At 68.6% G+C, this 25,307-nt stretch carries 20 protein-coding genes; 8 read left to right on the forward strand and 12 right to left on the reverse strand.

The window, feature by feature from the left end; translation table 11 throughout:
- Nucleotides 1-18: 18 nt before the first annotated feature.
- The 3 genes from NQ034_RS08925 to NQ034_RS08935 are packed head-to-tail and all read left to right on the forward strand — an operon-like array spanning nucleotide 19 to nucleotide 4,278.
- Nucleotides 19-1,893 carry a 5-oxoprolinase subunit B/C family protein gene (locus NQ034_RS08925; protein WP_257048378.1) on the forward strand — a complete coding sequence of 625 codons (1,875 nt, stop codon included), beginning with the start codon at nucleotides 19-21 and terminating at the stop codon, nucleotides 1,891-1,893.
- Nucleotides 1,890-3,734, forward strand: coding sequence for an acetyl/propionyl/methylcrotonyl-CoA carboxylase subunit alpha (locus NQ034_RS08930; RefSeq protein WP_257048380.1), 1,845 nt, complete (start codon nucleotides 1,890-1,892; stop codon nucleotides 3,732-3,734). The genes NQ034_RS08925 and NQ034_RS08930 overlap by 4 nt, the downstream gene beginning before the upstream one ends.
- A gap of 49 nt (nucleotides 3,735-3,783) precedes the next feature.
- Complete coding sequence (locus NQ034_RS08935; protein ID WP_257048382.1) at nucleotides 3,784-4,278, forward strand: hypothetical protein; 495 nt, start codon at nucleotides 3,784-3,786, stop codon at nucleotides 4,276-4,278.
- Nucleotides 4,279-4,329: 51 nt separating this feature from the next.
- On the opposite strand, the gene NQ034_RS08940 is transcribed toward NQ034_RS08935, so the two are convergent.
- Nucleotides 4,330-5,589, reverse strand: a complete 1,260-nt coding sequence (locus NQ034_RS08940) for an acyl-CoA dehydrogenase family protein (RefSeq protein WP_257048384.1) — start codon at nucleotides 5,587-5,589, stop codon at nucleotides 4,330-4,332.
- A gap of 159 nt (nucleotides 5,590-5,748) precedes the next feature.
- On the opposite strand from NQ034_RS08940, the gene NQ034_RS08945 reads away from it, so the two are divergent.
- Complete coding sequence (locus NQ034_RS08945; RefSeq protein ID WP_257048386.1) at nucleotides 5,749-7,131, forward strand: uracil-xanthine permease family protein; 1,383 nt, start codon at nucleotides 5,749-5,751, stop codon at nucleotides 7,129-7,131.
- A gap of 7 nt (nucleotides 7,132-7,138) precedes the next feature.
- Here the strand turns inward: NQ034_RS08945 and NQ034_RS08950 are convergent, their stop codons facing one another.
- The 4 genes from NQ034_RS08950 to NQ034_RS08965 form a co-directional block, all read right to left on the reverse strand.
- Nucleotides 7,139-7,756, reverse strand: a complete 618-nt coding sequence (locus NQ034_RS08950) for a phosphoribosyltransferase family protein (RefSeq protein WP_257048388.1) — start codon at nucleotides 7,754-7,756, stop codon at nucleotides 7,139-7,141.
- A gap of 41 nt (nucleotides 7,757-7,797) precedes the next feature.
- The gene (locus NQ034_RS08955) at nucleotides 7,798-9,561 is read right to left on the reverse strand and encodes a purple acid phosphatase family protein (protein ID WP_257048390.1); all 1,764 of its coding nucleotides are present in this window, start codon (nucleotides 9,559-9,561) and stop codon (nucleotides 7,798-7,800) included.
- A gap of 70 nt (nucleotides 9,562-9,631) precedes the next feature.
- Nucleotides 9,632-10,873 carry a helix-turn-helix domain-containing protein gene (locus NQ034_RS08960; RefSeq protein ID WP_257048391.1) on the reverse strand — a complete coding sequence of 414 codons (1,242 nt, stop codon included), beginning with the start codon at nucleotides 10,871-10,873 and terminating at the stop codon, nucleotides 9,632-9,634.
- A gap of 88 nt (nucleotides 10,874-10,961) precedes the next feature.
- Nucleotides 10,962-11,681: a hypothetical protein gene (locus tag NQ034_RS08965; RefSeq protein WP_257048393.1), complete on the reverse strand. Its 720-nt coding sequence runs from the start codon at nucleotides 11,679-11,681 to the stop codon at nucleotides 10,962-10,964.
- 182 nt (nucleotides 11,682-11,863) lie between these two features.
- On the opposite strand from NQ034_RS08965, the gene udk reads away from it, so the two are divergent.
- Nucleotides 11,864-12,475, forward strand: a complete 612-nt coding sequence (gene udk, locus NQ034_RS08970; RefSeq protein ID WP_257048395.1) for a uridine kinase — start codon at nucleotides 11,864-11,866, stop codon at nucleotides 12,473-12,475.
- A gap of 22 nt (nucleotides 12,476-12,497) precedes the next feature.
- Here the strand turns inward: udk and NQ034_RS08975 are convergent, their stop codons facing one another.
- Entirely contained in the window at nucleotides 12,498-12,899 is a 402-nt protein-coding gene (locus tag NQ034_RS08975) for a VOC family protein (protein WP_257048397.1), read from the reverse strand.
- A gap of 38 nt (nucleotides 12,900-12,937) precedes the next feature.
- Here NQ034_RS08975 and NQ034_RS08980 point away from each other — a divergent pair, with 38 nt between their 5' ends.
- The 3 genes from NQ034_RS08980 (at nucleotide 12,938) to NQ034_RS08990 (ending at nucleotide 16,773) form a co-directional block, all read left to right on the forward strand.
- Nucleotides 12,938-13,993, forward strand: a complete 1,056-nt coding sequence (locus NQ034_RS08980) for a threonine aldolase family protein (protein ID WP_257048398.1) — start codon at nucleotides 12,938-12,940, stop codon at nucleotides 13,991-13,993.
- A 104-nt stretch (nucleotides 13,994-14,097) separates the two neighbouring features.
- Entirely contained in the window at nucleotides 14,098-14,964 is an 867-nt protein-coding gene (locus NQ034_RS08985) for an alpha/beta hydrolase (protein WP_257048399.1), read from the forward strand.
- Between the two features lie 216 nt (nucleotides 14,965-15,180).
- Entirely contained in the window at nucleotides 15,181-16,773 is a 1,593-nt protein-coding gene (locus tag NQ034_RS08990) for an AbgT family transporter (RefSeq protein ID WP_257048400.1), read from the forward strand.
- Between the two features lie 27 nt (nucleotides 16,774-16,800).
- Here the strand turns inward: NQ034_RS08990 and NQ034_RS08995 are convergent, their stop codons facing one another.
- The 6 genes from NQ034_RS08995 to NQ034_RS09020 all read right to left on the reverse strand — a co-directional run bounded on the left by NQ034_RS08995 (nucleotide 16,801) and on the right by NQ034_RS09020 (nucleotide 25,242).
- Nucleotides 16,801-17,616, reverse strand: coding sequence for a DeoR/GlpR family DNA-binding transcription regulator (locus NQ034_RS08995; protein WP_257048401.1), 816 nt, complete (start codon nucleotides 17,614-17,616; stop codon nucleotides 16,801-16,803).
- The gene (pdxA, locus tag NQ034_RS09000) at nucleotides 17,613-18,656 is read right to left on the reverse strand and encodes a 4-hydroxythreonine-4-phosphate dehydrogenase PdxA (protein ID WP_257048402.1); all 1,044 of its coding nucleotides are present in this window, start codon (nucleotides 18,654-18,656) and stop codon (nucleotides 17,613-17,615) included. Before pdxA ends, NQ034_RS08995 begins: the two co-directional genes overlap by 4 nt.
- A gap of 11 nt (nucleotides 18,657-18,667) precedes the next feature.
- Complete coding sequence (locus tag NQ034_RS09005) at nucleotides 18,668-20,014, reverse strand: four-carbon acid sugar kinase family protein (RefSeq protein WP_257048403.1); 1,347 nt, start codon at nucleotides 20,012-20,014, stop codon at nucleotides 18,668-18,670.
- A gap of 1 nt (nucleotide 20,015) precedes the next feature.
- Complete coding sequence (locus tag NQ034_RS09010; protein WP_257048405.1) at nucleotides 20,016-21,539, reverse strand: GntP family permease; 1,524 nt, start codon at nucleotides 21,537-21,539, stop codon at nucleotides 20,016-20,018.
- 211 nt (nucleotides 21,540-21,750) lie between these two features.
- Nucleotides 21,751-23,205, reverse strand: coding sequence for a YfcC family protein (locus NQ034_RS09015; protein WP_257048406.1), 1,455 nt, complete (start codon nucleotides 23,203-23,205; stop codon nucleotides 21,751-21,753).
- Between the two features lie 186 nt (nucleotides 23,206-23,391).
- Nucleotides 23,392-25,242, reverse strand: coding sequence for a sensor histidine kinase (locus tag NQ034_RS09020; RefSeq protein WP_257048407.1), 1,851 nt, complete (start codon nucleotides 25,240-25,242; stop codon nucleotides 23,392-23,394).
- Nucleotides 25,243-25,307 lie beyond the last annotated feature (65 nt).

Raw genomic sequence — 25,307 nt, forward strand, 5'->3', positions numbered from 1 at the left:
GCCGGTTTCAGGGGTGTTATGGGACTGAGGGTAGAAAATGCGGGGCGGGTGCGCCGGGTCGGGGACCGGGCACTGCTGGTGGATCTCGGTGGTGCCACAGACGGCTCCGGGGAAACGAGTGCCGTGCTACGGCGGGTGCTGGAACTGTCCGCTGCGTTGCGCGCCGCACCCGTGTCCGGGCAGGTCGATGTGGTCGCCGCTGCCGCCACCGTGTTGCTCGTCCTGGACTCGGCACGAGCCGCCGCACGGGCCCAGGGCCTGCTGGCGGCCCGGCTGCGCGATGAGGCCTCTGCCGACTCCGTCCGAGCCCCCGCCGCAGCCGAGGTCCCCGCCGGCCCGCAGAGGACGCGCGAGGTCGTGCTCGACGTGGTCTACACCGGCCCGGACCTCGCCGCTGCCGCAGAACTGCTGGGCCTGTCATCCGAGGCGCTCATCACCGCGCACACCGCCGAGACCTGGATTGCGGCCTCCGGCGGCTTCGCACCCGGGTTCGCCTATTGCGTGCCCGAGCGCTTCCTCACGGACTCCGGGTCGGCTGGTCCGGTCTGGAATGTTCCGCGCAGGTCCTCCCCGCGCACCGCGGTGCCACCGGGTTCCGTGGGCCTGGCCGGGCGCTTCTCCGCGGCTTATCCGCGCTCCAGCCCCGGTGGCTGGCAGCTCATCGGGCACACGGACGCCCCACTGTGGGACGAGACCGGACGGTCCGGAGCCGGCAGGGACCACGGCGGCCCCGCGCTCATCGTCCCCGGAGACCGGGTGCGCTACCGCGCCGTGCCCGAGCGGATTGAAACGGTGGCAGGGGGAACCGGCACCGAGGACGCTGGACCTCCGTCAGTCGAGCCCGTTGAACCGGGCGCAGACCAAGCAGATCCAGTTCCCCACGCACATCCCGTGTTCGAGGTCCTCGACGCCGGACTGCTGACCCTGTTCCAGGACGCCGGGCGGCCCGGGCGTGGGGATATGGGCGTGACTACCTCGGGCGCGGCCGACCGGGGTGCCGCCTGGCGCGCGAACGACCTGGTTGGCAATGCGGGCGGGGCCCGGTCCCTCCGACCTGCCGGGGCCGTGGTGCTCGAGAACATCGGCGGTCTGCACCTGCGCGCCCTGGATGACTGCGTTGTGGCCATCACCGGGGCCCGGGTGGAGCTATCGTTGGTGCGCACCGCCGCAGCGCCGGCGCGTCGGGTGGCCCTGGACTCGCCGTTCCTACTGCGGACGGGCGAGGAGCTGACCCTGTCCGCGGCCGCCCACGGACTGCGGTCCTATCTGGCGGTGCGCGGGGGATTCGCGGCACCCGCATCCCTGGGCTCGGCGGCCAGCGATGTGCTCTCCGGCCTGGGGCCCGCGCCGGTGCGGGCCGGAGCCGAACTGAACGCGCTGTCCGGCGCGGCCTGCGGGCCGATCCTGTCCGTTGCGGGTTCCGTCGATCCTCTGGGGTCCGTGAGGGGAACCGCGGGAACAGACGAGGCGGGCGATCAGACCACCGTCCTGCGCTGTGTCGCAGGCCCGCGTGCGGACTGGTTCGCCGCCGGTGAACTCGCCCGGTTCGCCCGGACCCGCTGGCGGGTGACCCAGCAGTCGAACCGGATCGGCCTGCGCCTGGAGGCAGACGGCACCGCCCCGGAAACAACCGCGGCCGGCCCAATCCGCCGTCGCCCGGACAGCGGTGAACTCGCCAGCGAGGGCATGGTCGCCGGCTCCATCCAGGTGCCACCGGCCGGCGCACCCGTGGTGTTCCTGGCCGATCACCCCGTGACCGGCGGCTATCCGGTCATCGCCACCCTCGTCGCCGCCGACCTCGACCCTGCGGCCCAGGTGCCGCCCGGCGCCCAGGTCCACTTCGCCCTGGTCGACCCCGACACCCTGCAGCCCATCCCGGAAGGACGGCCATGACTGTGCCAGACCCGCAAGCACCCGACATCGCAGCGCTCGCCTCGGCGCCCACCAGGGCACTGACCGCCGTGCTCATCGCCAACCGCGGGGAGATCGCGATGCGGATCATCCGGGCTGCCAGGGATCTGGGGCTGCGCTCGATCGCGGTGTATTCAGACGCCGACGCGGACGCCCCGCACGTGCGGCTGGCCGATGAGGCGCACCGCCTGCCCGGGGTGCGCGCGGCCGACACCTACCTGAACATGTCCGCGCTGCTGGCCATCGCCACGAGCTCCGGCGCGGACTGCGTGCACCCCGGCTACGGCTTCCTGTCCGAGAACGCGGACTTCGCGCGCGCCGTCACAGCGGCCGGGTTGCGGTGGATCGGTCCGTCCGCCCCGGTCATTGAGGCCCTGGGCGACAAGGTCACGGCCCGGGCCATGGCCGCTGAGGTCGGGGTCCCCCTGGCGCCGGGTACCCCCGGCCCGGTCGCCGGCTGGGAGGACGCCCACGAGTTCGCGCTGGCCCACGGCCTGCCGATCGCCATCAAGGCCGCGCACGGCGGAGGCGGCCGCGGACTCAAGGTGGTGAACGCCCTGGACCAGGTGGAACAGGCCTATGGTTCGGCGGTGCGCGAGGCACAGGCGGCCTTCGGACGCGGCGAGTGCTTCGTGGAGAAGTTCCTGGTCCGGCCCCGCCACGTCGAGGCCCAGATCCTGGCGGATGCCCACGGGCGGGTCGCCGTCATCGGCACCCGCGACTGCTCCCTGCAGCGGCGCAATCAGAAACTGGTCGAGGAGGCCCCGGCACCGGGCCTGAGCGCCAAGCAGGAACACGCGATCGTCTCCGGTGCGCGCCGGCTGTGCGAGCGGGCGGGCTACACGGGTGCGGGCACGGCGGAATTCCTGGTGGCCGCCGACGGCACCGTGTCCTTCCTCGAGGTCAACACCCGCGTGCAGGTCGAACATCCCGTGACCGAGGCCGTCACCAGGGTCGACATTGTGGCCGAACAGTTCCGGATCGCGGCCGGCTTGGAACTCTCACCGGAGGTCCTGGCCGCCGAGGCGCAGGCGGAGCGGGGCCGCGCCCGCGGCCACGCATTCGAGTTCCGCATCAACGCCGAGGACGTGGATCACGGCTTCGTCCCCGCACCCGGGACGGTGACCCGGTTCGAGGCGCCGACGGGGCCGGGCGTGCGGGTGGACGCGGGCGTGTGCACGGGCACCGTGGTGCCGAGTTCCTACGATTCGCTGCTGGCCAAGCTGATCGTCTGGGGTCCGAGTCGTGCGGTGGCGCTGCGCCGCGCGCGGGCCGCCCTGGACGAGATCGTGATCGAGGGCGTGCGCACCGTTCTGCCCTTCCACCGCGACATCGTGCGCGCACCCGACTTCGCCTCGGGCCCCGTGCACACCGGCTGGATCGAGGAGGAGTACCGGCCGGGTACCGCGGGTTCTGCTGCGGGGCCCGCCGGCGGTGCATATGCCGCCGAGGCCCCCGAAAGCTATCCCGACCTCCGCGCCTTCACCGTGGAAATCGACGGCCGGGCCCACCGTGTGCGGGTTCCCGCCGAGCTGCTCGCAGGGCCGGCCGCCGCCTCGGCCCCGGAAGCCCCGAGCCCCGCTCCGCACTCGGCCGCCCCGGCCGATGGAACGCCCGTGACCTGTGGATTCGCCGGCACCCTCGTGCGCTTCAGCGTGGCCGATGGCGCGCAGGTCGCCGCCGGCGATGAGATCGCGGTGGTCGAGGCCATGAAGATGGAGTGCCAGGTGGCAGCCCCGGCGAGCGGGACGGTCTCTCTGGCCGACCTCGGCGCCGGGGACGAGGTGCAGCCAGGGCGGGAACTGGCCCGGATCCGCCCCTAGCCACGTCGGCGCAGCGGACCGGCTCGGGCCGGTGCGGCACAATGGTGGCATGTTCGAGTACACGAGTTTCATCGACGCCGTCGACGACACCGGCTCCGGCGACAGGCGCGGCGCCCTGTTGGTCGACCGGGCCGGGGACATCGTCTTCGCCTGCCAACCCGTGTCGCTGTTCGGCGGCAAGGACACCGTGACCTCCCAGGTGTGGGAGGCGATGGACCTGGCAGCGCGCGAACGCTTCACCCTGCTGCGCTGGAAGCTCGAGGTGGTGCGCGGGCAGATCCAGGCCGGCCGGGCGCGGCTGGCCGACGACGACACCTCGTTACTGGGCCATATCGCGCAGATGGTCAAGCGCCGCGGGGTGCCGGCGGACGACGATGTGGCCGAACGCGTGGTCCGGCTGCAGGACGCCGAGGCCGAGCTGCTCGCCGAGCTGGGGGCCCTGGCGCCGCGCCGGGGCGGGCCAGGGGCGCAGGGGAAAACGAGCCAGGCGCCCACGAAGGACGCCTGGCTCAATGATTCCGATGATCTGCTGAACAACCTCTAGCCCACGCTGCGGGACACGGGCTCCGGGGATACCGCCCCGGGGCCCGGGGCCTCAGCCGCGGGTGGCTGCGACCGCCCGGGCCTCGCGGCGGGCGATCGTGCGCAGGTGGACCTCGTCGGGGCCGTCGAAGATCCGCATGGCGCGCTGCCAGCCGTACATCGAGGCCAGCGGCGTGTCATCGGTGACGCCGGCACCACCGTGGATCTGGATGGCGCGGTCGATGACCTTGAGCGCCGCGCGCGGCACGGCGACCTTCGCGGCCGAGATCAGCGAGGCCGCGGCCTTGTTCCCGTGCACGTCGATCGTCTTGGCGGCGTACTGGCACAGCAGGCGGGCCTGATTGATGGCGATCCGGGCCTCGGCGATGTCTGCCTGCACCATGCCCTGCTCGATCAGCGGCTGGCCGAAGGCCACTCGGTCCTGCGCGCGGGTGATGAGCAACTGCATGGCACGTTCGGCCGCGCCCAGGGCGCGCATGCAGTGGTGGATGCGCCCGGGCCCCAGCCGGGCCTGGGCCAGCGCGAAGCCGGAGCCCTCCTCGCCCAGCAGGTTGGACGCCGGCACTCGGACGTTCTCATAGGCGATCTCGCAGTGGCCGTGCTGGTCGTAATGGCCCATCACCGGCACGTCGCGCACCAGGCGGACACCCGGGGTATCCATTGGGACCAGGATCATCGACTGCTGCTTGTGGCGTTCGGCGGTGACATCGGTCTTGCCCATGATGATGAGGATCTTGCAGCGCGGATCGGCAGCGCCCGAGGTGAACCACTTGCGACCGTTGATGACGTACTCATCGCCCTCGCGGGTGATGGTGGTTTCGATGTTCGTGGCGTCCGAGGATGCCACGGCGGGCTCCGTCATGGAGAACCCGGAGCGGATCTCGCCTGCGAGCAGGGGCGTGAGCCACTGCGCGCTCTGTTCCTCGGTGGCGAACATGTGGAGGAGTTCCATATTGCCGGTATCCGGTGCCTGGCAGTTCATGGCCTCCGGTGCCAGGTCGTTCGACCAGCCGCTGATCTCGGCCAGGGAGGCGTAGTCCAGCTGCCCGATCCCGGACTCGCTGGGCAGGAACAGGTTCCACAGCCCGCGTTCCTTCGCCTCGTCCTTGAGCGCTTCGACGACCGGGGGCACGGAGGAGTCGGTGGGGCCCTTCGCGGCCCGGTACTTGTGGTATTCGGCTTCTGCGGGGAAGACGCATTCGTGCATGAAGGCGACCAGCTTCTCGCGCAGTTCGAGGCCGCGCTCGGTGGGTCGCAGGTCGAGGGTTTCGACGTCGGGGACCACCGGCATCGCCTTGAGGGGGTTGTCCATGAGGGGCTTCACCTTCCTGTCGCCACGGCCTCGTCGCCGTGGTCATGCTTACGGGCTTTACGCTTACCGAACGTATGTTCGTGACTTTTAATATACAGGAAATCGGCTCCGGCGTCCCGTATTATCCCTGTGGAAACATCGGCCGTGTAGGGTTTCCCCGTGACCAGCACTGTGACAAACCCGGTGAACAATCCAGACAACGAACCCGGTCAGCGGACGGCCGACCAACCCCTGGCCGTCGGCTTCGACCAGCACTACTCCATCGGCAGGGCCATTCCCCTGGGCGGACAGCACCTGCTCGCACTCAACGGACTGTGGGTCTTCCCGATCTCCCTGGGTGCGGGCCTGCACTTGGACAATGTCCAGACCTCCTTCCTGATCCAGGGCTGCTTCCTGCTGACCGGCCTGGTCACGCTGCTGTCCTCGACCAAGGTACTCAAACTGCCGATCGTCCAGGGCCCCACCGCGGCCCTGCTGGTCGCACTCATCGCCGGCGGTTCGGCCTTCGGGCTGGATGCGGCCTTCGGATCGATGGTCGTCGCCGGCCTGCTGTCGGCTGTGCTGGCCTTCCCACTCAAACGCCTGGGACTCTACGGGCACATCGCCCAATTCGTCGGCAATCCGCTGGTATTCGGCACGATGTTCCTGGTGCTGGGTGCGCAGCTGGCGCAGATCGGCGTGGGCGGCTGGTTCACGGATTCGGCCGGCATGCCGTTGGGAGCGGCGCTGGCAACGGGGATCGTGACGATCGTGGTCGTGGCCCTGTGCATGATCTTCGGTGGCAAGACCATCATCAAGACCGCCGCCGTCCTGTGGGGGATCGCCGTCGGCGCGATCGTCGCCGCGGTGCTCGGCGTCTGGCAGCTGCCCGATCTGTCCGGCACGCTGGTTCTCGGCCCGCCGCACCTGCTGCCGTTCGGATTCAAGCTGGAGTGGGCGCTGGTGCCGCTGATGATGGTCGGCTTCCTGCAGGCCGCCTCGGAGTCGATGGGCGTCTACAGCCTGCTGGGCCGGATCGGCGGGGAGAGGATCGATGTCGACCGGGCCAATCGCGGCCTGTTCGTGGAGTTCATCGGCTCGTCGATCGGCGGTCTGTTCGGCGGCATCGGCACGACGTCCTACCCCGAGAACGTCGGCGTGCTGCGTGTGACCGGTATCGCCAGCCGCGTCGTCACGGCGACCGCGGGCGTCATCGCGATCGTCGTGTCCTTCCTGCCGCCGGTCGCCCTGTTCCTCGCCAGTCTGCCGACGCCGGCGATGTACGGGGCGGCGACGGTGCTCTTCGGCATCATCGCCTTCTCCGGGGTGCAGCAGCTGGCCGTGGTGAAGTGGGACAACCTGAACCTGCTGGTCGCCGCACTGTGCTTCACCGTGCCCGTCGGGCTGCAGGCGATCCCCGCGGGGGTTGCCGAGGGGCTGCCGGAGTCGGTGTCGAGCATCCTGACCAGCCCCATGATGGTCTCGACCATCATGCTGCTCGTGCTGCACCCGCTAATCAACTTCGGGGTGCGCCCCCTGCTGGAGCGGCGCCGGGCGGCCTGAGACGGGCTCAGCGGTCCGCGGAATCCCGCTGGGCCACGGCCTGTTCGACCGAGGTGAAGCTGGGGATCTGCCCCAGAGCGCGTACCAGGCCCGCGCGTTCGCCCAGGGCCGTCTTCCACGCATCGCCCTCGAGTGCGAAGGCGCCGATCCCCACGACGTTCGCCCCCACCTGGTCGAGCAGGCGCAGTGCGGCGTTGGTGGAACCGCCGGTGGAGATGACGTCGTCGACGAACACCACACGGCGCCCGGCCACCGCCGGGACGCGCCGCTTGTCGAGCATCAGGCTCTGGGTGTTCGCCGAGGTGATCGACGTCAGCTCCACGCTGGGGCTGTCGCGCAGATGGTGCTTGCGGGTCTTCTGCAGGATGAGGTACTGGTCGAGGCCCAGCGCGCGCGAGACCTCGATGGCCACGGGAATGCCCAGGGTGGCGGCCGAGACGATGATCTCGGGTTCGAAGTCCCGCAGCTTGTCGGCCAGCTCGCGGCCGGCGGTCTCGTTGAACGCCACCCCGGCATCGATGGTCATCAGCAGGGCGATGGTCAGCTCGTCATCGATCTTCACCAGGGGGATGTCGATGGTCTGGCTGCCCACATGCAGGGGCCAGAACTCAGTCGTGTCTGTCATGCTTCCAGGCTACTCAGTCCGGCCCCCGCTGCAGCGCGCGGTCAGCCGCGGCGCTTGCGGGCCAACACCAGGGCCAGTCCGCCGCCGGCCACCAGCAGGCCGGCGATTCCCAGGGCAGTGCCGATCTGCACACCCGTGCGCGGCAGCGACCCGGCCCCGGGGGCACCGCCTGCACCGGGATCCGTGCCCGCGCCGCCGTTGGCATCGCCGCCGCCGGCTCCGGCTCCCGGCTCGCCCGTAGGCTGCTCCGGGGTCGAGGTCTGACCCGGCTGTGCGCTCGGGGTTTCCGCGGGTGCAGTGCTGGGCTCGGTGCTGGGTACCTCGCTGGGCTCGGCAGTGGGCTCCTCACTGGGCTCCCCGCCCTGGCAGTCGCCCGCGTCCTTGGCCAGCTTCACGGTTTCCACGACCGAGTCCGCACCCGCCGCATCGACCGAGCGCGAGGTCAGGGTCAGGGCCTCGCACGTCGCCTTGACGTTGAGGTAGCCGGGTGTGCGGGTCTGCTCGGCGGCAGCGATATTGTCCCGCGGGAAGCCCGCCTCGTCCATCTGCTCATCGGTGTACATATCGTAGAACTTCGACCCAGAGCTGGAGGTCAGCGTGTAATACAGCGATTCGCCCGAGTCCTTGTCCAATTCCACCGGAGCCGAGGCGTCCGGCCGCTTGTCCACGATCGACTCGCCATCCGCGGCCTCGTCCGCCGGTGAGCCTGAGCCGTTGAGCAGGTGGGTGCGCGAGTAGACGTGGTCGTGCCCACCGAGCACGAGGTCCACGTCGTTGGCGGAGAAGGCCGCGGGGAAGGCAGCGCGGAAGCGCATCACATCGTCATCGTCGAGGTGATTGGCCGTCGAATAGGGGGCCTTGTGGAACACCACCGCCGTCCAGCGGGCCTTGTCGCCCTGCTGTTTCACGACCTTATCGAGGAAGTCCTTGTGCTCGGCGATATCGTCTTCCGAACTGGCGTTGGCGTTGAAGTTCACGAACAGGACGTCATTGCTGATGAACCAGTAGTCACCGCCGGTGCCCTTAACGTTCTGGCCGTGGTCGGCGCTGACGTTCGGGCGGTTGAAGTGGTCGCTGTAGGCCTTCGACCCGGCCTCGTGGTTGCCCAGGGTCGTGGCCTGGGGCAGCGTGCGGCTCTGCTCGGGCGCCAGGTAGGCCGCGAACTCCTCCTGGTTGTCCTTGTGCTCCACCTGGTCGCCCAGGGTGTAGAGGAAGGAGGCCTCGGGGTTCGTCCGCAGGGAGGCCTGCAGGGTCCGCTTCCAGCCGGTGGCGTCGGAGTCGACATCGCCACTCGAACCGATCTGCGGATCGCCGTAGACATTGAAGTCACCGGTGACCGAGGTGCCGAAGGAGTGGACATCGGACCAGCCGGCCTCATCGCTGCCCACCTGATAGGAGTATTGCGCGTCCGCGTCCAGCCCGTCCATGGTTGCCCGGTGGAAGTGGCGGCCGTCGACCGCCTCGCCCTGTTCCGTCTGTTGCGCCGTCTGCGCGGACTCCGGCAGCCTCCCGTCGACCAGATCCGCCTTCTTGGCCCAGCGCACTCCGAGTTCGGCCGGATCGTCCGTTTGCCAGGACAGCAGTCGCTGGGAGTCGGTGGAGCCGTTCTGCAGCACCAGGTCCTGGGCCTTTGTGGCCGCCGGCGCCGTGGCCGAGGTCCCGGCAGCCTGTGCCGGAACGGCCAGGAGAGTGGGGGAGAACGCCGGGGTGGCGAGCAGCGCTGCGGCGGCCAGGGCGGCGCCCAGGCGTCGGCGGGTCGTAGTCGGGCGGGTGGGCTGTGCGTCTGTAGGTTCTCTGTGAGTCACCCCCTCATTCACTCAGGACTGCGTGAATGAGGGGTTGCGCCCGACCTGCCGAGGGGCGAACTCTCGGTGCTCACCCCCAGCGCAGGTCGGCGATCGCCTCGACCTCGGAATCGGGCAGGAGTCGCTCGAGTTCCGCACCGGGGCGCAGGAAATCGACCACCTGGCGGTGCTCATCGCTGAGCGCATATGGGTTCGAATCGATGTCCAGGCCTGTGGATTGTTTGAGTCGCCGGACCTCGCCGCGCACAGTGGTGGGCGACCCCGATTCGCCATAGAGAGCATGGGCCAGGGCCTGCGCGGTCCACGCCTCGCGGCTGGCCAGCAGCGCCAGCAGCTCCGCCCGCCGGCGCGTCAGTGGGATGCGCGTGCCATCGCAGCAGACGACCTCGGGCTTGTAGCTCAGCAGCCGGATCAGTCCGATCCCACTGTGCGACTCAGCGGTGTTGGACGCGGTGTCGGTGTCCCCTGGCGCAGCACCGACGTGCGGACCGCCGCCGGGTGCGGTCGGTGGTGAGACGGCGACCGCGGTGCTGACGAAATCGTTCCGGCTGGCCGGAGTGCCCACCTGCTCGACGCGCAGGTTGAGCAGGGTTTCGGCCAGGCGCACGCCGCTCTTGACCAGGGTGCGCAGCTCATTGGAGGCGAAGCGCGTGGGGATCGAGATGTCGAGCACTCCGAGCAGCCTGCCCTGGTCGTCGCGCAGCGGTGAGGCGGTGCAGAACCATTCGTGCAGGGCCCGTACATAGTGTTCGCCCGACATCATGTTCACGGCCTCGTTCATCACGACCACCTGGCTGATCGCATTCGTGCCGAAGCCGGATTCCGACCAGTCGGCGCCCTCGGCCAGGGCGACTCTGTCGCCGCGGCGCAGGGCCCATGGGCTACCGGCACGCCACAGCACCTGGCCTGCGGCGTCGGTCAGGATCACCAGGTGGCGGCCGGCAGCGGATTCGTCGGCCAGGGCGCCGACGATGTCCTTGGCCACGGCGGCCAGGGGGTGTTCAAGCCGGCGGTCGTGGAGTTCGCCCGCGGCCAGCACATGTTCGGGCTGGCATAGATCGGGGGTCAGCCCCGCGGCGGTGGAGCGCTGCCAGGCGGCCATTACCTCGGAGTCGATGAGGGACTGGTCGCGGCCGCTGAACGCCTGGGCATGGGCATTGCGGGATTCGCGCATGAACCTGCTCGGGTCCTCGAAGCGGCGGGCATCGGCCAGCCAGGCCGAAGATTTCAACGAGCGGCGGCCGACCGCGTTAGAGGCAGTCCGCGGGTTGCCCGCGGCGATGGTGGCGTGGGTGCCGGTATTCAGATGCAAGGGCCTGCGACCTCCTATCACAACGCTGTGAAGCACATCACTGGAGAACCAGTATAGGGCATGGAGGGGGTACGGACCGAAATATGGACTACTTGCTCGGGCGTTCCCGCAGTCCGATCACCGGCCCCCGGCGGAAGGGCGCATCCATCGGGTCGGTCTGTGCGTCCAGTGCCAGCGAGGCCCAGGAGGATTCGAGTGAACCGCTGACCAGGAAGGCACCGGCGGCCTCCGGGCCGAAGATCTCCTGTGAGCCGTAGGCCAGGGTGCCGGGCCCCGACCAGTTCCACACCGAGCTGGCGTAGACGCGGGCATCGGCGTCCATTCCACCGATCCAGCGGTCGAAGGCGGCCAGTAGTCGCAGCGCGCGCGGGACCGGGATGTCCGTGGCGATGAGCACGTGGGTGCTGCGCGTGTAGTAGCCGTCCGCATCGCCGATGCCCAGATCGCTGGGGTGGACGCTGCACAGGATTCCCGAACGCGCCGCCTGCAGCCGGCGTTCGCGGGGCCCGGAAGTGGCCACGCGGACCAGTCCGTTCAACAGGGGCAGGGAGGCCGCGCGGGCCAGGCGGCGCAGTACCAGCGGTTCTTCGAGGTCGTCGTGGGTCAGTTCGGCCGGTTCCGGCAGGCCCGGACCGTGCAGGGTGGCGGTGGCCGTGTCCCCACAGTCCGTGCCGTTGCACCGGGCCGAGGCCGTGCCTGGGCGGGTGCAGGAAGCCAGCGCGTCGTTCTGCGCGGAGTCCACGTCCTGGGCGGCCATCAGCCAGGCGAGCTCCGGGTTGCCCGGCCAGTCCTCCGATTCGAGTCTCATCGCGTTACCGTCCCATCGGTGAGTATCCGTGGGCACAACGCTGTCCCAGATCTACGTGTTGGTTTCACCATCAATTATGGCCTATGTCACTACCTTGGCACAAGAGTACGTGTCAAGGTTTTTTGGTTGAATCGGCGGACCTTTGGAGGGTCCAGGCGCGGGAACTCATAGAATTGACTCCTATGAAGACTCTTGTGGTGGGTGTGGCCGGCGGCACCGGGAGTGGGAAGACCACATTGACGAATGCGCTGGTGGACAAGTGCGGGGGTTCGCCCGCCGTGCTCTACCACGACAATTACTACAAACGGCAGGACGGCGTGCCGATGGACCAGCGGGCGCTGGTCAACTACGACGCACCGGAGGCCTTCGACAACGACCTGTTCGTCGAACACCTGTGCGCGCTGAAGGACGGCATAGCGGTGGACTGCCCCGTCTACGACTTCGCCCAGCACAACCGCTCGGATAAGACGGTGTTCGTCGAACCGGCCAGGGTGCTCATCGTCGAGGGCATCCTGATCTTCGCCGAACCGGAGATCTGCCGGCAGCTGGACATCAAACTGTTCGTCGACACGGACGCCGATGTCCGCATCATGCGCCGGATCAAGCGTGATGTGGTCGAACGTGGCCGGTCCCTGAAGTCGGTGGAGAAACAGTACCTGGAGACCGTCAAACCGATGCACGAACTCTATGTGGAGCCCTCCAAGCGCAAGGCGGACCTCATCATCCCCGACGGCGGCTACAACCTGGTGGCGATGGACATGATTTTGAACCGGATCCAGCGCGAGGTCGGCTGAGGCCGATGGATTAATCCGCTCGTCACTCCTCGCACAGGCAGAAGGGATGGCCGGCTGGGTCGAGCAGGACGACGAATTGACCGTCCCTGCTGGGCTGGAACTCATGGGGCACGGCGCCGGCGGCCACGGCGCGGGGCACGGCCTCGGCCACGGAGGGGACGTAGAAGTCCAGATGCGCCTGCTGCGGGATGGGGCCGGAGGGCCAGGTGGGGCGCTGGTAGTCCGGGATCTGCTGGCAGCCGATCGAGAACATGGCCGCGTGACCGGTGGGCGGGAGCACGGACACCCACGCGGGGTAGTCCTCGTCGCCGGCGTCGACCTCCCAGCCCAACAGTCCGGCGTAGAACTGGGCCAGCGCGGCGGCATCGGGGCAGTCGAGGGCGTAGACGAAGGAGTGGGCATGGATACGGGCTTCATCGCTCATGCGCCACAGGATACGCCGGGTTCGCTACAGTTGCGGTCGTGCGCACACTTCACGATCAGCATCGCATCTCATTCGCCTCCGACAACATCGCAGGAGCCCATCCGGACGTCCTCGCCGCGCTGAGCCTGGCGGCAGGCGGCCATGTGGGCGCCTACGGCGAGGACCCCTACACCGCAGAGTTCTCCGCACTGGCGACCCGCCTGTTCGGCGCGGGCACCCATGCCTTCCCCGTGCTCTCCGGCACGGGTGCGAACGTCCTGGCCCTGGCCTCGGCGACGCCGCGGTGGGGTGCCGTGGTCGTTCCCGCCGAAGCCCACACCATGACCGACGAGGCCGGTGCGCCCGAGCACGCGGCGGGCCTCAAACTCATCCCCGTCGATACGGCCGATGGGAAGCTGCACCCGGGTGATATCGCCGCGGCCGCCGCGGACCTGGGCAATCAGCATCACGCCCAGCCCACCACCATCTCGATTGCCGATGTCACCGAGCGCGGCACTCTGTATACGGCTGACGAGCTCGCCGCGCTGGCCGACGCCGCGCACGCCCACGGGATGCTGCTGCACCTGGACGGCTCCCGCCTGGCCAATGCGGCCGCCGCCCTCGATGCGTCCCTGTCGGCGTTGACCAGCGAGGTGGGAGTGGATGTGTTGAGCCTGGGCGCGACGAAGAACGGCGCCTTGTTCGCCGAGGCGGTCGTCGTCCTGCCGGGCGCCCCGGACTGGTTGGCGCGCGCTGTGCTGATGTCGCGCAAGGGCCACCTGCAGCTGGCCTCGAAACTGCGCTTCGTGTCCGCCCAGCTGCTGGCCATGTACGAAGGCGAGCTGTGGCGGGACAACGCGGCGCACGCGAATGCTATGGCCGCGCGCCTGCACACGGGGCTGTCCGGGATTCCGGGCGTGGACTTCGCCTATCCCGTTGAGGCGAATGCGGTGTTCGCGGTTCTCCCCGGCGAAGTGGAGGCGCTGCGCGAGCGCTTCGACTTCCACGGGGAGGGTACGCACGAATCGCCGGCGCGCCTCATGTGTGCCTTCGACACCCCGGCCGAGGCAGTGGATGAGCTGATTGCGGCCGTGCGGGCCGGGCACACTCGCTGAGCGGGTGAGTCATCGAGAGTCCGGTTCGTGCAGATCTGAGCCCTCAGATCTGCACGAACCGGACTCTCGATGCTGGGGCACCACATCGAGTGGGAAACTGAAGCATGGAGCCGAAATCCTTCACCTATGCCGACCGTCGCGGTGTCACGATCCATGCCTACCGCTGGGCTGCGCAGGAGCCCCGGGCCGTCGTGCAGATCTCCCATGGGATCGGCGAGCACGCCCTGCGCTATGACGCCTTCGCCCGGGCTCTGGCCGCGCACGGCTACACGGTCTACGCCGATGACCACCGCGGCCACGGGGCCACCGGCCTGGAGCAATACGCGCAGGACCCCGCGCGCCTGGGCCGCCCCGGTCCCGGCGGGCTCCTGGCGGCCGAGGACGCGATCTGTCAGCTGACCGGCATCGCCCGCCGTGCTAATCCGGGCCTGCCGGTAATCATGTTCGCGCACTCCTGGGGATCGCTGATGGCCCAGCGCATCCTGAACCGGACGCCGCGCATATGGGATGCGCTGGTGTTATCCGGCACCGCCTACCGGACCCTGCGGCATATGGAATCCGGCGAACTCAATAAGCAGTGGTCTGGGACCCGTGCCGATGGTGCCCCGGCCTCGGGCTTCGAATGGCTCAGCCGTGACCCGGCCGCTGCCCTGGCCTTCGCAGCCGATCCACTGTGCTTCGATGCGAAGACGCCTAAGCTGCTGGGCACGTTGGACACCCTGCGGCTGCTGGGCAGGCCGCGGGCGGGGCTGGCCACCGAGGTTCCGATCCTCATCGCCGCCGGCTCCGACGACCCTCTGAGCCGGGGCGACGGGCTGGAACGGCTGGCAGCCGCCTACCGCGCCCGTGGGGTCCGGGACGTGGAGCTGCGGATCTACGCCGGGGCCCGCCACGAAATCCTCAACGAGACCAATCGTGCCGAAGTAATCGAGGGCCTGATCGCCTGGATCGATGCATATATAAGGCGGTGAGCGCCCTGCCCGCCCCGCCTGAGTGGCCTGCGCCACTGGTATATAGAACTGTGTTATGGGAACTTTCGTAGCTGGAGAAACCTTGTGTAATGTTGGCCCGAACACTGTGTGATCTATGAGGCTCCCTGTGAGCCGGGTGGCTTCCAGGATCCCTTGATCATCGCCCGCCGTATATGCGGGACGCTGACACAACGCCCCGAAGACAAGGAAGACGCCATGAGCACAGCCGTGCCCAAATCACCGAAGCCGCCCAAGGCACCCAAGTCGGACAAGATCCTCAACTGGATCGAACGCGTGGGCAATAAACTGCCCGAACCGTTCATGCTGTTCCTCATCCTGTTCGCGGTTACTGCTCTGGTCACCACCTTCATGGCCATGGGCAATGTCGAGGTCACGGTGCCCGGCACCGACAAGCCCACCGTCATCAAGGGCCTGCTGACCGGTGAGGGCCTGTCCTGGCTGACGCAGAACATCGGCGAGAACTATGTGGGCTTCCCGCCCCTGAAGACGGTGCTGCCGATCCTGCTGGCGATCGGCATCGCCCTGCACTCGGGCATGTTGGCCGCCCTGATGCGTTCGATGTTCGGCGCTGCCCCGCGCTGGCTGCTGCCCTACGTCGTGGGCATCGTCGGCGTGTTCTCCTCGATCATGGCCGACACCTCGAACATCGTCATCCCGCCGCTGGCGGCCCTGGTGTTCAAGGCCGCAGGGCGCCACCCGGTGGCCGGTCTGCTGGGCGGCTTCGCCGCGGCCGGTGCCGGTTACTCCACGAACTTCGTGCCGACCAGCCTGGACGCCCTGTTCGCCGGCATCACCACCTCGGTCATGGGCACCCTGCCGGGTACCGACTTCGCCCCGGTCAACCCCGTGTCGAACTGGTTCTTCAACATAGTCGCCTCGATCATCCTGGGTCTGCTGGCCGGTCTGCTGATCGACAAGATCATCGAACCACGCATCGTGCGCCTGGGCGTGAGCCGCGATGAGATGGACCCCGATGGCAATGTCAGCACCGAAGACGACGCTGAGACCATGAACGCCAAGCTGGAGCCCAAGGAGAAGAAGGGGCTGTTTTACGCCGGCCTGGTCACCGTGGTCGTCGCTGCGGTCGTGCTGTGGGCTGTTCTCATCCCGAACTCCCCGTGGCGCAATGAGGGCGGCGGCTTCCTGCCGAAGTCCCCGCTGCTGGATTCGATCGTCTTCCTGGTCTTCCTGTTCTTCATCGTGCCCGGCCTGGTTTACGGCTGGACCGTCGGGAAGATCCGCAATATCAACGATGCGACGAAGATGATGGGCGAATCCATCAAGGAGATGCTGGGCTTCCTGATCCTGGCCTTCATCCTGGGCCAGTTCATCGCCCTGTTCAACTGGTCGGGCATCGGTGCCTGGATCGCCGTGACCGGCGCGAACTTCCTCGAGAGCATTCACCTGACCGGCTTCGCCGCCATCGTGGGCTTCATCCTGCTGGCCAGCGTGCTCAACCTGTTCATCACGTCTGGCTCGTCCATGTGGTCGATCATGGCCGCGGTGTTCGTGCCCCTGTTCGCGCTGATCGGCTACGAGCCGGCCTTCACCCAGGCGGCCTTCCGCGTGGGCGACTCCGCGACCCAGGTGATGACGCCCATGAACCCCTACATGGTGGTCCTGCTGGGCATGCTGCGCCGCTATGAGCCCAGCGCCGGCCTGGGCACCCTGATGGCGCGCATGCTGCCGTTCACGATCGTGTTCTGGATCGTCTGGCTGATCCTGTTGGCCATCTGGTTCTTCGCGGATCTGCCCCTGGGACCGGGCAACGGCATCTTCCTGGGCTGATCGCCCGGCCCGGCCGGACTTCGGACGCTAACCTGCCCCGATGACGTCAACGCCGACTGCCTCGAACGAGGCGGTGGCGGGGTCGTCATCGGGGCAGTCCGTTATCAGGGTCCACCCCACGGGCAGGTGGGCCCAGGCCGGGATGCCAGCGGAGCGGAACTTCGAACGGTCGGCCAGTACCACAGTGCGACCCGAACGCCTGGCCACGTACTCCTTGATATAGGCCTCCTCCAGGGTCGGCTCGCCCAATCCGGCCTGCGCGTCGACTCCGTCGCAGCCCAGAAAGCACAGGTCGAACCTGAAGCGCGAGAGCCCGTCGACCGCCAGCGGGCCGACCGTGCCGTGGGAGCCCGTGGTCAGGGTCCCGCCGATGACCTCGACGGTGACCTGGGGGATCGTGCTCAACAGCAGTGCCGTCTCCAACCCGCGCGTGACCACGGTGATCCCCGTGGGGGCGCCGTCGTGCAGATCCGCCTGTTCGGACAGCGCATCGATCAGCGCCAGGGTGGTGGACCCCGCGTCCACGAAGACCGTCGCCCCCTGATGGATCAGCGCAGCCGCCACGCGACCGATTCCGTTCTTCGACTCCGTATTCGTCGCCACCCGCTCCGCCAGGGAACGCTCGGTGAAGGGCACTGCGGTGATCGCCCCGCCGTAGGTCCGGGCCAGATCGCCGGATGCGGCCAGAGCCGCCAGATCCCGCCTGATCGTCGATTCGGAGACGTGCAGGACCTGGGCCAGTCGGTCGACTCGGGTGGTGCCGGTACCCACCAGGCGAACCAGGTCCTGTCTGCGCAGCCGGGTGCCCTGGTGGGTTCCGCGCGGGGAATCCGCTGATGTCACCGGGGCAGGTACTCCGCCCGGATCCGATCGGCGAAGGGTGCGTAATTCAGCGCAGCACGGTAGGCCGAGCGCATGGTGCCGGCATCGGCGATCCCCTGCCCGGCGATGTCGAAGGCGGTGCCATGGTCCACACTGGTGCGCAGGATCGGCAGACCAACCGTGACGCTGATCGTGCCGTCGAAGTCGAAGGTCTTCGCCGCGATATGGCCCTGATCGTGGTACTGCGAGAGCACCCCGTCGTAACGGCCCTGCAGCGCCTGGTGGAACACCGAGTCCGATGGAATGGGACCGGCGACCTCGAGGCCCTCGGCATTCACCCGTTCCACCGCCGGGCGCAGGATCTCGATCTCCTCGGTGCCGAAGTGACCGTTCTCCCCGCCATGGGGGTTGATTGCGGCGGTGGCCAGCCGCGGCCGATCGATCCCGTAGACCTGCAGCGCGCGGTGGGCGCGGCGGATCGAATCGGCCTGGTTGTCCACGTCGATGCTATTGAGTGCATTGCGCAGGGACATGTGCCGGGTGGCGAAGAAGATATGCGCATGGTGGCCGGGCTTGAGCGAGCGTTCGACGACGAACATCGTGTCCTGCTTGCTCACACCCGTCAGGGCTCCCAACATCTCCGTGTGGCCCAGGTGTTCGGAGCCGGCGGCCCAGATGGCCTCCTTGTTGATCGGCCCCGTCACGATACCGGCCACCCGTTGGTCCATGGCGGCCCGCGTGGCGACCTCGATCGCGGCCACTGCGGCCCGGCCGGCGCGCGCGTCGACGGTGCCCCATTCGGGCAGGTCATCGCCGAGCACGCCGGTGTCGTAGACGTCGATGACCCCGGCACCGGCCTTCGGCACGTCCCAGGAGTCGACGGTGCGGACCTCGACGTCCAGGCCCAGGGCGGTCACGGCCCGGCGCATCGCGGCGGCGTCCGCGACGGCGATGCCGTGCTGCGAGTCGTCCGCGGCGTATTCGGCGAGGACCTGGGCGGTGATCTCCGGCCCGATGCCGTTCGGATCTCCGGGGGTCAGGGCGAGGATGGGTGCTGTCACGGTGGTTCCCTTCATCGGTGTGTGTTCAAAGAATAGAGGGCATCGATGCACATGCCCGCGGCGGACTCATCGCCCACCAGCCCTCCCTTGGTGACGATCGGCAGGCCGGCGTGCGGCCCGCCCACGATCCGTCCGGCCGTGGCCAGGGGCAGGACCTCGAAGTCCACGGCGATCCCGGCGGCGTCGAGTGCGCCGAGCACGGCTGTGGTCACGTCTCCTCCGGTGGTGTAGAGGCCGATGGAGTCCTGTGCCCGCGCCAGGACCTGCGCGGTCACCGCGCCAAGGGATTCGGTCAGCGCGTCGGAGGCCCGTGGGTCCAGGCCTTCGAGCAGATCGGATTCCTCGAGCACGGTGGCCAGTAGGAGGACCTCCGGGCGGGCCCGCCAGGCCTCGAACACGGCCGAGGCGGTGGCCGCCACGTCGATCCGCGGGTCTTCGGCCGGCCGGTCGGGCAGGTAGACCGGCCGCAGCACGGCGGTCGAGCGATGTTCTCTCAGCCGGGCCAGCTGGGTGCGGGTGAGGTCGGTGGCGGACCCGGAAACGGCCAGGACCGTGCCCGAGGTCCGCAGCAGTCCCAGCGCCTGGGCCAGTGCCCGGGTGCCGGGTCCAGGGTCGATGCCGACGAACAGGGCATCGGGGGCGGCCGCCACGGCGGCGCGGGCAACGGCCAGCAGATCTGCATCGGTGCGTGCATCGGCGACGATGAAATCGGGTCGCGCGTCTTCTCGCGAACCAGGGCCCACGAGCTCGTGTAGCCGGGCGTCCAGGGCCTCGGGCCCAGCATCGATATCGTCCACGTCGACGTGGACGATACGAGGTTCATGACCCAGCACTTCGGCCGCGCCGGAACGCAGGGCCGTCGCCACGGAGGAATCTGTGATGGGGGAGCGGACGTCGTGGGCCAGCTCGGTGTCCTCCAGCGGAATGCCGCCCATGGTCTGCAGGCCGTGGACGGTCTGCCGGTCGGCACCCGGGAAGGCCGGCATGCACAGGCCGATCACCGGCCGCCGGGTCGTGGATTCCCCGTCGGCCCCGGCCGTGAGCAGCCGCCGGGCGGTCGCCATGACCGCCGCGGCCTCGGCGCCCAGATTACCGCGCAGGGTCGAATCGCAGCGCGAGGACAACAGCCGGGCCGGCCAACCGGCCTCGACCACGGCCGAGGTCGCGGCGGCTGCCGCGGCCGGTGACAGGTGGCGGGAGTCGGTGGTCACGGAGACCACCCGGTAGTCGGCGGCGAAATCGGAGATCCGCCCGGGGTCCACCGTGGCGTGCAGGGTCACGGCTCCCAGCCGGCGCAGGCCCACTGCCGCGGCATTGGCCCCGGTCAGATCGTCTGCTGCGATGAGAACGTCCGTCATATCAACCCACCAGCAGGTTCGCCACGATGAGCAATGGGATGGAGGCGGCCCACACGCAGGTGGTGATGCCCGACCAGCCCTTCATCGCGTCGATCCCGTCCAGCCCGGTGAAACGGGTCACGACCCAGAAATACGAGTCGTTGAAATAGCTGAAGACCATCGAGCCGCAGACGCAGGCCATTGCGGCGATCAGCGGGGAGACGCCCAGGGTACCGACCAGTGGTGCCGTGACGGAGGCCGCAGTGATCATCGCGACGGTGCCGGAGCCCTGCGCCACACGGACCACCGTGGCGATGATGAACGGCACCAGGAAGGCCGGCAGTGGGGTGGAGGCAACCGCCTGGGCCAGCGCATCGCCGACCCCGGAATCGCGCAGCACCTGGCCCAGGCCGCCGCCGGCGCCGGTGATGAGCAGGATCAGGCCGGCGCTCGCGGCGCCCTCGGACAGCCAACCGTGGACCTTGGTGCGCGGGGTCCAGCGGGGCAGTAGAACGTAGACGGCCAGGATCATGCCGATGATGAGTGCGACCACCGGATCGCCCAGGAACGTGAAGGGCTGGACCCAGGCGCTGGGGGTGTAGTCGTCGCCGGACAGGGCGTTCTGCTGGGACTTGTCGATTGCGGCGGTGACCGTGTTGACGACGATGAGCAGCAGGGGCACGAACAGTGGCAGCGCGCCCAGCCATGCATTGGTCTTGTGTGGTTTCTTACCGGCCGGCGTCGTGCCCAGGAATTGCTCGGGATCGTAGGTGACGACCGCTGCGGTGGCATCGCCGTCGCCGGTCGCCGGGGTCGAGGTCCCGGCCGTCTTGCGCGACTTGGTCGACTTGCCGGAACGCACCACGTGGGCGTCGATCGTCTGGGCGTAGTCGGGGCCGTAGACGTCGAGTGCGACCTCCTTGTTCAGGCGCGGTTCCAGCTTGGGGCCGATGAACTTCGCATAGGACACCACCACGGGCAGCAGGATCACCGTGAAGATGAGGCCGGTCAGGATCAGCGATCCCAGGTCGGTGCCCAGGAGGCCGGCCACGGCCAGCGGGCCCGGAGTGGGCGGGACCATGTGGTGGGTCAGCGTCATGCCACAGCCCAGCGCCAGGGCCAGGGTGACGTAGCCGCCGCGCTTGACGCGGGCGATCGAGCGAGCCAGTGGGTTCATGATGACGAAGCCGGAGTCGCAGAACACCGGGATCGACACCAGGGAGCCCACGGTGCCCATGGCCCAGGGCTCACGGCCCTTTCCGAAGGCCTTGAGGAAGGCGCGGGCCAGGGCATCCGCGCCGCCGGAGACCTCGAGGATCTTGCCGATCCCCACGCCCAGGCCGATCACGATGCCGGTGCTGGCCAGAGTGGATCCGAAACCGGAGGTGATCGACTTGATCAGCTCGACGACGGGCTGGCCGGCCACCACGCCTGTGACCATGGCCGCGATCAGCAGGGCGACGAATGCGTCCAGCCGGGTGCGCAGGACCAGGATCACGATCGTGGCGATGCCGAGCACCAGTGCTATCAGCAACTGCACGTCCATGGGGACTCCTATACGGGTCGGTGATTCTTCAACAGGGGATGCGCATAATGCGCAGTCTGCGAAGAACTATAGGCGCGAGTCGCGCATTAATACCCCGTAAACACCCGAATGAGCCATAGATCTCGCCTTATTTGCGTGATTTGCGCAGTAGTGTCATCGCCCGGTGGTCCCGGTTCCCGCGGTTGCGCACCGTGCGCAACCCCGTCGCCGCTCAGAAACCGACGCCCACCAGGGACCCGAAGATCAGCGCCACGATGGCGATGAGGGACCAGAACACGATGAGCGGCCACAGGAATCTGCACCAGGTCTCGTACGGGATCCGGCATACGGCCAGCAGGCCCATGACCGAGGCCGAGGTGGGCATGATCGAGTTGGCGATCGCGTCCCCGTACTGATAGGCCAGCACGGTCAACTGCCGGTCGATGCCCAGCACATCGGACAGCGGCACCATGATCGGCATGGTCGTCGCTGCCATGCCCGAACCCGAAGGGATGACCAGGTTGAGCACCGACTGGAACAGGAACATGAGGATGACGACGAGGAAGTTGGGGGAGTCCCCGATCCAGGTGGCGACCGCGTTGATGACGGTGTCGAGTACATTCGCCTGCTCCAGCACCACCAGGATCGCCCTGGCGAAGCCCACGATGAGCGCACCGAAGGCCACGTCCTGCATCCCGGAGACCATGTTCGAGAACAGCCCGTTGACGCCCAGCCGGCCGATCAGGCCCGTGACGATGGCGATGAGGACGAACATCGCGGCCATCTCATTGAGGAACCAGCCGTGTTTGAGGATGCCGTACATGTTCGTCACGATCCCGGCGACGAAGATGATGAGCACAAGGGAACGGCGCCAGTCCAGCCTGGGTGCGGCGTCCTCGGCCTCGGCGTCTGCTGTGGCCGCGGCCGTAGCACCGACCTCGGGGGCACCCACCTTGCCGTAGAGCAGGGACTTCGTGGGGTCGGCCTTGACCCGGGAGGCGTAGCGCATGACCCACCAGATGCCGGCGGCCAGGATGAACACGTAGACGATCGCGCGGAAGCCCATCCCGGAGAACAGCGGCAGCTGTGCGATGCCCTGCGCCACACCCACCGTGAATGGGTTCATCATGCCGCCGGTGAAGCCCGCCGCGGCACCCAGGCAGATGACGGCCGCACCCACCAGGGCGTCATAGCCCAGGGCCAGAGCGATGCCAACGCCGATCGGCGCGAAGATGATCGTCTCCTCGGCCATACCGGTGGTGAAGCCCAGAATGGAGAACACCACCATCAGCAGTGGCAGCAGGATGGCGCCGTGGCCGTGCAGTAGTTTGACCAGTGCGTTGATGCCCGCGTCGATCGCACCGGTTGCGCGGATCACTCCGAAGGCTCCGCCGAGTAAGAAGATGTAGAAGATGATGTCCGCGGCCTCGGCCAGGCCGGTGGGCACCGAGGTGAAGAAGTCGAAGAAGGACAGGGGGGTCTTCTCGGTGCCGTGGTAGGTTCCGGCCAGCACGACCTCGCGCCCGTCCTCTTCCGCCCGGTCGAAGGAGCCCGAGGGGATCAGGTAGGTCGCGAGGCCGATCAGGAAGATCATCCCGAAGATGATCGCGTAGGTGTGGGGGAAGGCGACCTTGCGTTTCTTCACCCGGCCCGAGGTCGTAACGGGGGTGGATGTGTCTGTGGGCATGCGGGACCTCGGTGGGATCGATTTGTTGGGATGTGGGCCGCGGGCCAGTCTAGTGCTGCGGTGTCTGGGTCCTGGGTCACATTCCGCTGACCCGGAGCCCGTGGCGGTAGCGGTTTAGTCGGAGTGGCTGTTGGCCGCATATTATTCGGTCGACTGTAAAGTAACCGGAAAACCGTCTGTTCCCCGTTAGGCGGGCAATTCCGCGTGCAGGACGAAACCGCCGGCGGAATCCGGTTCGGCGTGCATCAGCCCGCCCAGGGCCGTCACCCGTTCCCGGATACCGCGCAGCCCCAGGCCCGCGCCGGGCGCCGGCACGGATTCCGCCAGGGGCGCCGCCGGTCCGTTGACCACATCGATCGTCAGGTGCTCGCCACAGGATATGGTCACGGTGATGGCCACGCCCGGCGCATGCCGCACCGCATTGCTCAGTCCCTCCTGCACGATCCGGTACGCCGTCAGCGAGGTCGCGGCCGGCAGTGCCAGGGCCGCCTCGTCGCCCGGTGCGTGCAACGCGATGTCCACCCCCGAGCGCCGCGTCGCCTCGACCAGTTCCGGCACATCGCCCAGGGCCGGCTGGGGGGCGGTGGGGGCCTCGCCCGCCCGCAGAATGGTCAGCAGCCCGCGCATCTCGGTCAACGCGGTGCGCGCGGATTCGGCGATCGAGGCGAACTCGCGGCGGACCGGCTCCTCGAGCCCGGGCAGCCGGTAGGGCGCGGTGGTGGCCTGCACCCCGATGACCGACATGCTGTGGGCCACCACGTCGTGGAGCTCGCGGGCGATGCGATTGCGTTCGGCCAGCTCCTCGCGTTCGGCGCTGGTGCGGGCCGCGGCCTCGCGTTCGGCGCGCAGTTTCGCCCGCCCGTTCAACCAGGTGCGCACGGCCAGGCCGATAGTCCAGGCCGCCGCCGTGACCGGGACCGCGACGATGAGGTTGATCTGGGCACCCGTGGTCCAGTCGAGGGTCCGGACGAGCACGGCTGTGCCCAGCAGGGGCACGGCCCAGGTCAGTGTGGCGCGCCACCAGCGGCTGCGCAGCCCCACCAGCACCAGCAGCAGGCACTGGACGATGAGGGCGAAGACCGGCCAGGGCCACGGCGCGCCCTGCTGGTCCGCACTCAGCCAGGCCAGCGCCAGGGTCGTCGCAGTGCTCAGCACGGGAACCAGGGCGGGCAGGCGGGCACAGCACAAGAGGGTCACTGCCTGTCCGGCGGCCACCAGCATGGCGTAGACGGGGTCGAGCCCGTCGATCACCGCGTACAGCGGCCAGCCGATCGCCAGACAGGCCACGGCACCCAGCCCCGCGAAGATCCAGGTCCAGGCCTCGGGGCCGGGCAGGGACGGCCGGGTGGGCTTGGCGGGAACCACACCGGTGTCGGCCCCCACGCTCTCCAGGCCCATGCGCATCACCAGGGCGTCCAGGTTCGCCAGGCCGCGCAGCACGACCGGCGTGGTGAGCAGCAAGATCAGGCCGGCCACCTCGTTGAACACCACGTCGATCGCGTGTGAATGGGCCAGGGACACCGGCACCGTGCCCTGGGATGCCGCCTGCAGTAGATAGCCCGGCAGGGTCGAATCCTCGTGCGGCAGGAAGAAGCCCCAGATGAAATACGTCAGTCCGCCGGCCGCCCCGCCGAGCCAGGAGACGGCCACGACGAAGGTGAAGATGTGCAGTGGGAAGGCGATGAGCGTTTCGAACAGCAGGTCGAGCCAGCGTCGCCCATCGGCCAGCCGCCCGGTGATCCAGCGGGCCCGGCCGGGGGCTGCGGCGCGGTAGCGCACTGGTGCGCCGGGCGTGCCCGTCCACCAGTGCAGCCGGGCCCGCGACACCTGTGCGAAGCCCGAGGCGACGGACAGTGCCACGGCGAACAGCAGGGCGCCGATCCAGATCACGATGGTGCCGGCGGACAGTGCGGTCAGCGGCACCAGGATGATGAAGGCGGGCAGGGACAGGAAGAAGCCGGGCAGTACGAATCCCAGATCGCGGCCCACCCTGGCCGGATCGAAGGAGGTGCGCAGTGACGAGTGTGGCGTGTCCATGACCTCGACGATAGGGCCATGCGTGGCGCCCGTGCGTCACCCGGGAGGGTGAGGCACGGACCCTA

The organism is Brevibacterium moorei (assembly GCF_024580735.1).
Classification (GTDB): domain Bacteria; phylum Actinomycetota; class Actinomycetes; order Actinomycetales; family Brevibacteriaceae; genus Brevibacterium; species Brevibacterium moorei.

Bases quoted from the DNA above. Each gene is read 5' to 3' on its own strand.
- NQ034_RS08925 (WP_257048378.1), top strand. From the start codon at position 19: ATGGGACTGAGGGTAGAAAATGCGGGGCGGGTGCGCCGGGTCGGGGAC.
- NQ034_RS08930 (WP_257048380.1), top strand. From the start codon at position 1,890: ATGACTGTGCCAGACCCGCAAGCACCCGACATCGCAGCGCTCGCCTCG.
- NQ034_RS08935 (WP_257048382.1), top strand. From the start codon at position 3,784: ATGTTCGAGTACACGAGTTTCATCGACGCCGTCGACGACACCGGCTCC.
- NQ034_RS08940 (WP_257048384.1), bottom strand. From the start codon at position 5,589: ATGGACAACCCCCTCAAGGCGATGCCGGTGGTCCCCGACGTCGAAACC.
- NQ034_RS08950 (WP_257048388.1), bottom strand. From the start codon at position 7,756: ATGACAGACACGACTGAGTTCTGGCCCCTGCATGTGGGCAGCCAGACC.
- NQ034_RS08965 (WP_257048393.1), bottom strand. From the start codon at position 11,681: ATGAGACTCGAATCGGAGGACTGGCCGGGCAACCCGGAGCTCGCCTGG.
- udk (WP_257048395.1), top strand. From the start codon at position 11,864: ATGAAGACTCTTGTGGTGGGTGTGGCCGGCGGCACCGGGAGTGGGAAG.
- NQ034_RS08975 (WP_257048397.1), bottom strand. From the start codon at position 12,899: ATGAGCGATGAAGCCCGTATCCATGCCCACTCCTTCGTCTACGCCCTC.
- NQ034_RS08985 (WP_257048399.1), top strand. From the start codon at position 14,098: ATGGAGCCGAAATCCTTCACCTATGCCGACCGTCGCGGTGTCACGATC.
- NQ034_RS08990 (WP_257048400.1), top strand. From the start codon at position 15,181: ATGAGCACAGCCGTGCCCAAATCACCGAAGCCGCCCAAGGCACCCAAG.
- NQ034_RS09005 (WP_257048403.1), bottom strand. From the start codon at position 20,014: ATGACGGACGTTCTCATCGCAGCAGACGATCTGACCGGGGCCAATGCC.
- NQ034_RS09010 (WP_257048405.1), bottom strand. From the start codon at position 21,539: ATGGACGTGCAGTTGCTGATAGCACTGGTGCTCGGCATCGCCACGATC.
- NQ034_RS09015 (WP_257048406.1), bottom strand. From the start codon at position 23,205: ATGCCCACAGACACATCCACCCCCGTTACGACCTCGGGCCGGGTGAAG.
- NQ034_RS09020 (WP_257048407.1), bottom strand. From the start codon at position 25,242: ATGGACACGCCACACTCGTCACTGCGCACCTCCTTCGATCCGGCCAGG.